Source organism: Okeania sp. SIO3B5 (genome assembly GCF_010692555.1).
Taxonomy (GTDB): Bacteria; Cyanobacteriota; Cyanobacteriia; order Cyanobacteriales; family Microcoleaceae; genus Okeania.
Genome location: NZ_JAAHHG010000328.1, coordinates 5410 through 11222, shown reverse-complemented (window position 1 = coordinate 11222; position 5813 = coordinate 5410). Strand labels below are relative to the sequence as shown.

Below are 5813 nucleotides of genomic sequence, written 5' to 3'. Positions count from 1 at the left end.
GCGCTATATTATAGTAGGAGAGATAAAATCATTGAATATTTGTCGTCAACAGTTAGTATTAATTGTTATTATCAATTATATTTATTGCCCACAAATTAAATAGGAATCAAGACAATTTTGTCTCAAAAAGTACACGATTAAATATTACAGCGTATTTTGTGGTTTATGAAGTAGGGACGTTGCACGCAACGTCTGTACAGAGTAGGGAGTAAGAAAGAATTATAGTTATTGCAATCGGCGAGTATGCGTGTTAAATAAGCTTTAATTATTTAGACTCTGAACTACTTTGCCACATTTACATGGAATCTGCTGTAAATTAATAGACTCCCAGATCATCATAAACTTTGAAAATTATGAATGACCAAGATAAAACTAAAGAGGAATTGATTCAGGAGTTGATTGCTCTGCGCCAAACTGTTAGTGAACTAAAAACAGTAAATTCAAGCTGCGTTTTAAATGAGCATCAGTTAAATATCATAATTGAAGACCGCACTGCAGCACTTGAAGAGTCAAACGATCGCTTAGTGCAAGAAGTTGTTAAACACCAGCAAACAGAAATAGCTCTGAAAGCAGCTCAAGAGCAATTAAAAACAGTTTTAGCAGCAGTACCTGGTACAGTATCTTGGATTAGTTCAGATTTACGTTACATAGAAGTAAATCATCAGGTAGCTGAGATGTTCGGTATGTCCACAGAAGAATTTGCGGGCAAAAGTATTGGTTTTTTAGGCGCAAGTTCTGAGTTTAATGACTTTCTAGAAGAATTTTTTGAAAGTTCAAATTTAGAAACAAGTCGTGAAATTACATCAATAGTTCATGGAGAACCTCGCAGCTATTTAGTTGTAGCAGAAAAGTACAACAAAAACCAAGCTGCTTTTGTGGTAGGTATAGATATTACTGAACGCAAACGAGCAGAAAATGACCTAATAAATGCCAAAGAACAGTTACAAACGGTATTAGCAGCAGTACCAGGTACAGTATCTTGGATTAGTTCGGATTTATGTTATATAGAAGTTAATCAAAAGTTAGCTGATATTTTTGGTATGCCCAGAGAAGAATTTCAGGGTAAAAATATTGGCTTTTTAGGTACAAGTTCTGAATTTAATAAATTTGTTGAGAAGTTTTTTGCTAGTTCTGAGTCTGAAATCATCGGTGAAATAGTATCGCAAATTCATGGAGAACCTCACAACTATTTGGTTGTAGCAGAAAAATACAATCAAAACCAAGCTGCTTTTGTAGTAGGTATAGATATTACCGAACGCAAACAAGCAGAACAAAATCTCTTAGCAGCTAAAGAAAAACTAGAAACAGCATTAGAAGCAGTTCCTGGAATGGCTTCATGGATTAATTCAGACTTAACCTATATTGAAGTCAATCAACAATTAGCTAATATTTTTAACAAACCGCGAACAGATTTTGTCGGCCAAGATATTGGTTTTATAGATAAAAGCTCTGAATTTAATACCTTAATTAAAGATTTTTTTGCAAGTTCTCAGCAGGAAATAACTTCTGAGATTATTTCAAGTTACCATAATAAAACCAAAAATTATTTAATTGTTGCTCGCAAATATAATCACAATCAAGCCGCATTTGTCGTTGGGATTGATATTACCGAACGCAGACAAGCAGAATCAGACCTTGGAGCAACTCAAGAACAGTTAGGAGCTATTTTAGAAGCAGTACCAGGAATTGTTTCTTGGATCGGCTCAGATTTACACTACTTGGGAGTTAATAAACATTTAGCAGAAACTTACAATTTACCAAAAGAAGCTTTTATTGGTCAAAATATTGGCTTTCTCAAAGCCAGTGAAGAATTTACTGAATTTATGCGCCAATTTTTTGCCAGTTCCGCTCAGGATGACTGTCGAGAAGTATCTGCTCATGTCAATGGCGCTGCTCGGAATTATTTAATTGTTTCCCAGAAATACGCTAGAGGAAAAGCAGCTTTTGCTGTAGGCGTTGATATTACCGATCGCAAAGATGCAGAAGCAGCACTAAAACAAGCAGAGGAGAGATATCGTACTATCTTTGAAAATGCCGTCGAAGGAATTTTTCAAACAACTCCCGATGGCTACTTCATCAGTGTTAACCCCGCATTAGCTAGAATTTATGGCTATGAATCTCCTGAAGAGATGATGACTAACCTTACCTCCTTGCAACATCGACTTTACGGTAATCCAGAAAGTCGCTCTCAACTTATGCAAATGCTACAGGAGCAAGATGTTGTGGTGAACTATCAGTCACAAGTTTATCGCCGAGATAGTAGTCTGATCTGGACTTCTGAAAATGCAAGAGCTGTGCGCGATCGAAATGGGCAGTTAATTCGTTACGAGGGAACTGTTGAAGATATTACAGAGCGTAAACAAGCACAAGAAGCCTTGCAAAGAGCTAATCAACAGTTAGAAACAAAAGTTGAGGAACGTACTGCTGCTCTCAAAGAATCAAATCGTTTGTTAATGATGGAAGTTACAGAGCGTCAACGAGTAGAAACCGCCTTACGAAAATCAGAAGCAGAACTGCGGGTTTTGTTTGAGGCAATGACTGATGTAATTACTGTCTTCGATGCTAAAGGTAGATATGTCAAAATCTTATCTACTAATTCAGAAGTGTTATATAGTCCCATCAATGAATTGATTGGTAAAAGTGTTTATGAAGTTTTGCCTCCTCAGCAAGCTAACTTATTTATGATTAATATTCAGCGAGTACTGAATACACATGAAACTGTTAATTTAGAATATAGTCTGCTTGTAAATCCACAGAACGGCAATGTTCAAAAGCCGAACTCTCTATGGGGAATCTCATGTAAAGTTCCTAATTACGAATCTTCTAGTTCACCTCCCTATCCCTATTCTCCTCTTCCTAATCCTAATGAAATTTGGTTTACTGCTAACATTTCACCATTACCAGATAACTGTGTGATTTGGGTGGCGCGTAATATTACAGAACGCAAACGGGTACTAGATGCGCTACAACGAGCTGAGGAAAAATATCGTAGCATTTTTGAGAATACTGCAGAGGGTATATTTCAAACTTCCCCAGAAGGATATTTCATTAGTGCAAATCCAGCTTTAGTCAAAATGTATGGTTGCTCTTCAGAAGTAGAGTTGAAAAATCAGATGACTGACATTAGCCAACAACTATATGTTAAACCAAATCGTCGCTCTGAGTTTATTGCTGCCCTTGAAAAAAATGGTTCTATCTCATCCTTTGAATCAGAAGCTTATCGTGTTGATGGTAGTATAATCTGGATTTCTGAAAATGCTCGTGTAGTTCGTAATGCTGAGGGAGAAATACTTTACTATGAAGGTACAATTCAAGATATTACAAAACGTAAGTCTGTAGAGAGTGCGCTACGATTAGAACAAGAAAAATCTGACCGTTTATTGCTGAATATTTTGCCTGCGAAGATTGCCGAAAAATTAAAACAAAATCAACATCCAATTGCTAAACGATTTGAAAATGTGACTATTTTGTTTGCTGATATTGTCGATTTTACTGGTTTCTCAGCTCGAATATCTCCTAATGAATTAGTGGATATGCTCAATCAAATTTTCTCAGCTTTCGATCAATTGACTGAACAACATGATTTAGAAAAGATTAAAACTATCGGAGATTCTTATATGGTTGTTGGTGGTTTACCTGCAGCTAGAGACGACCATGCAGAAGCGATCGCTGAAATGGCAATAGATATGCAGCAAGTCATTACTAAGTTTTTAAATGACTTGGAAAAACCTTTTCAAATTCGGATTGGTATTAATACTGGAACTGTTGTAGCAGGAGTAATTGGGACTAAAAAGTTTATTTATGATTTGTGGGGTGATACAGTTAACGTAGCATCTCGAATGGAAGCAAGTGGAATACCTGGAAAAATTCAAGTTACCAAAGCTACTTATCAACTTTTAAAAGATAAATATTTATTAGAACCACGGGGAAATATTTCGGTTAGAGGTAGAGGAGAAATGATTACTTATTGGCTTCAAAGTAGAAGGGAAAATAGTGAAAAAAATCCGATATTTTTGCACAAAAATCATCTGCTTGAAGATCGATTCATTAATTGATAATGGATAATGGATAATTGATAATTACCTCTGGTTAAAACCGCTCTTGATTGAATATCAGGAGATATTATATCGTTTCCGGTAGCATCGGAGCGTGTATAAAATCAAGGTGACACTCTTGAGAAAACCTTCTGCCTCCTGCCTCCAGCTCCCGCTGCCTTCGGACAACCATTGTCTAATTATTCAACCGGACATGATATTATTTCTTCTCTTGGTCGATTGGATATGGCGAGGAGACCTCGCCATCCCACCTACGGGAAGCTGTGCTTTTTCCTAGGTCATGCTCCGCAAACATGTCGCGCAGCGTTAACGTAGTTATGCGCCAGCAAAACGACCGCTTTTTTCCCCTTAAAAGGGGAGGCTTTAAACCAGAATTGTTTAATTATTAATAATTAATAATCCGGTAAACTAATTAGGGTTTGCGTATGGAAAGTCTTTTTGCTGGGGTAGGAGACAGGAGACAACCCACCCCTCGCCCCTCCCCTTCCCAACCCACCCCTAGCCCCTCCCAGGAGGGGAGGGGAAGACAGGAGAAATGGGAATGAGCAAGGAAGTAGGAGTAATATCATGTCCGGATAATCAGTTATAAAAAAACCTTCTCCCTTTGAACTTTCCTTTCCCTTCTGCCTTCTGCCTTCCTTTCTCAACCGGACATAATATAAGTCCTGAATAAAATCAATTTAGACACACCCTAGTGCAGGATAGCAGAAATAACTGACCAGTTACAAAATCCTAAAAGCCTTACTAAGCAATACTTTTAACTTTTAACTTTTAACTTTTAACTTTTAACTTTTGACTTTTGACTTCTGCGCAGCGGCCCTAGAAGTTTATACAAAAGAAAAGTCACTACTATTCAAATCCATATCTGCAACATTGATGACAATACCAATTAAATCATCATTATTATAGATAGCAGTTCCTCTTGACAATCCAGGAACATCTTCTCCTAATGTATAGTCACCACTACTTCCAGATAGTTGAATTTGATCGCCTTCAGCACCATTGAAAGTAACGATCCGAGCATAATCATTTACACCATTTCCAGTGTAGTAAACTTGACCACTGTCATCGCCTAAAACAAATATATCGGCATCGCCATAATTACCGCCTCGCAGAATATCTATCTCATTAGAACCAGGTTGGACAGAAGTGATATCAACTCCTATGAGAGTATCGCTACCAGTATGACCATTGAGGGTATCGTTACCAGTACCACCATTGAGTTGGTCGTTGTCATCACCACCATTGAGGGTATCGTTACCATCGTCACCATTGAGGGTATCGTTACCAGTACCACCAGTGACAAGATCGTCATCGTTACCACCACTAAGTTGATCGTCACCTATCCATCCAATGATTAAATCGTTACCATCGTCACCATTGAGAACATCGTTATCTGCTCCGCCATACAAAGAGTCATTGCCATCACCACCATTAAGTAGGTTGTTACCAGCACCGCCTTTAAGTTGATCATTACCGTCACCGCCATTAAGTTGATCGTCACCTCTGCCTCCAAGAATTACATCATTGCCACTGTCGCCATCGAGCACATCGTTGCCTGCTCCGCCAAGTATAGGGGGTTCAGTGGGAGTCTCATCCACATCAGTGACATTAATAGTCAACTGTTGGTTGAAACTTTCACCACCATCATCAGTAGTTCTCACAGTAATATTATGAGTCTGATTACTTTCAAAGTCCAATTGAGAACCATCAGCAACTACTATTTGGTCTCCATCTAGAGCAAAACGACCATTAGCA

The 5813-nt window shown here is 38.0% G+C and carries 2 protein-coding genes; one reads left to right on the top strand and one right to left on the bottom strand.

Annotated elements, in window-relative coordinates; genetic code table 11:
* The first annotated feature begins 353 nt into the window (after positions 1-353).
* Positions 354-4055, top strand: coding sequence for an adenylate/guanylate cyclase domain-containing protein (locus tag F6K54_RS30440; protein WP_293086226.1), 3702 nt, complete (start codon positions 354-356; stop codon positions 4053-4055).
* An 827-nt stretch (positions 4056-4882) separates the two neighbouring features.
* On the opposite strand, the gene F6K54_RS30435 is transcribed toward F6K54_RS30440, so the two are convergent.
* A partial coding sequence (locus F6K54_RS30435; RefSeq protein WP_293086223.1) for a calcium-binding protein occupies positions 4883-5813 on the bottom strand: 931 nt, incomplete at its 5' end.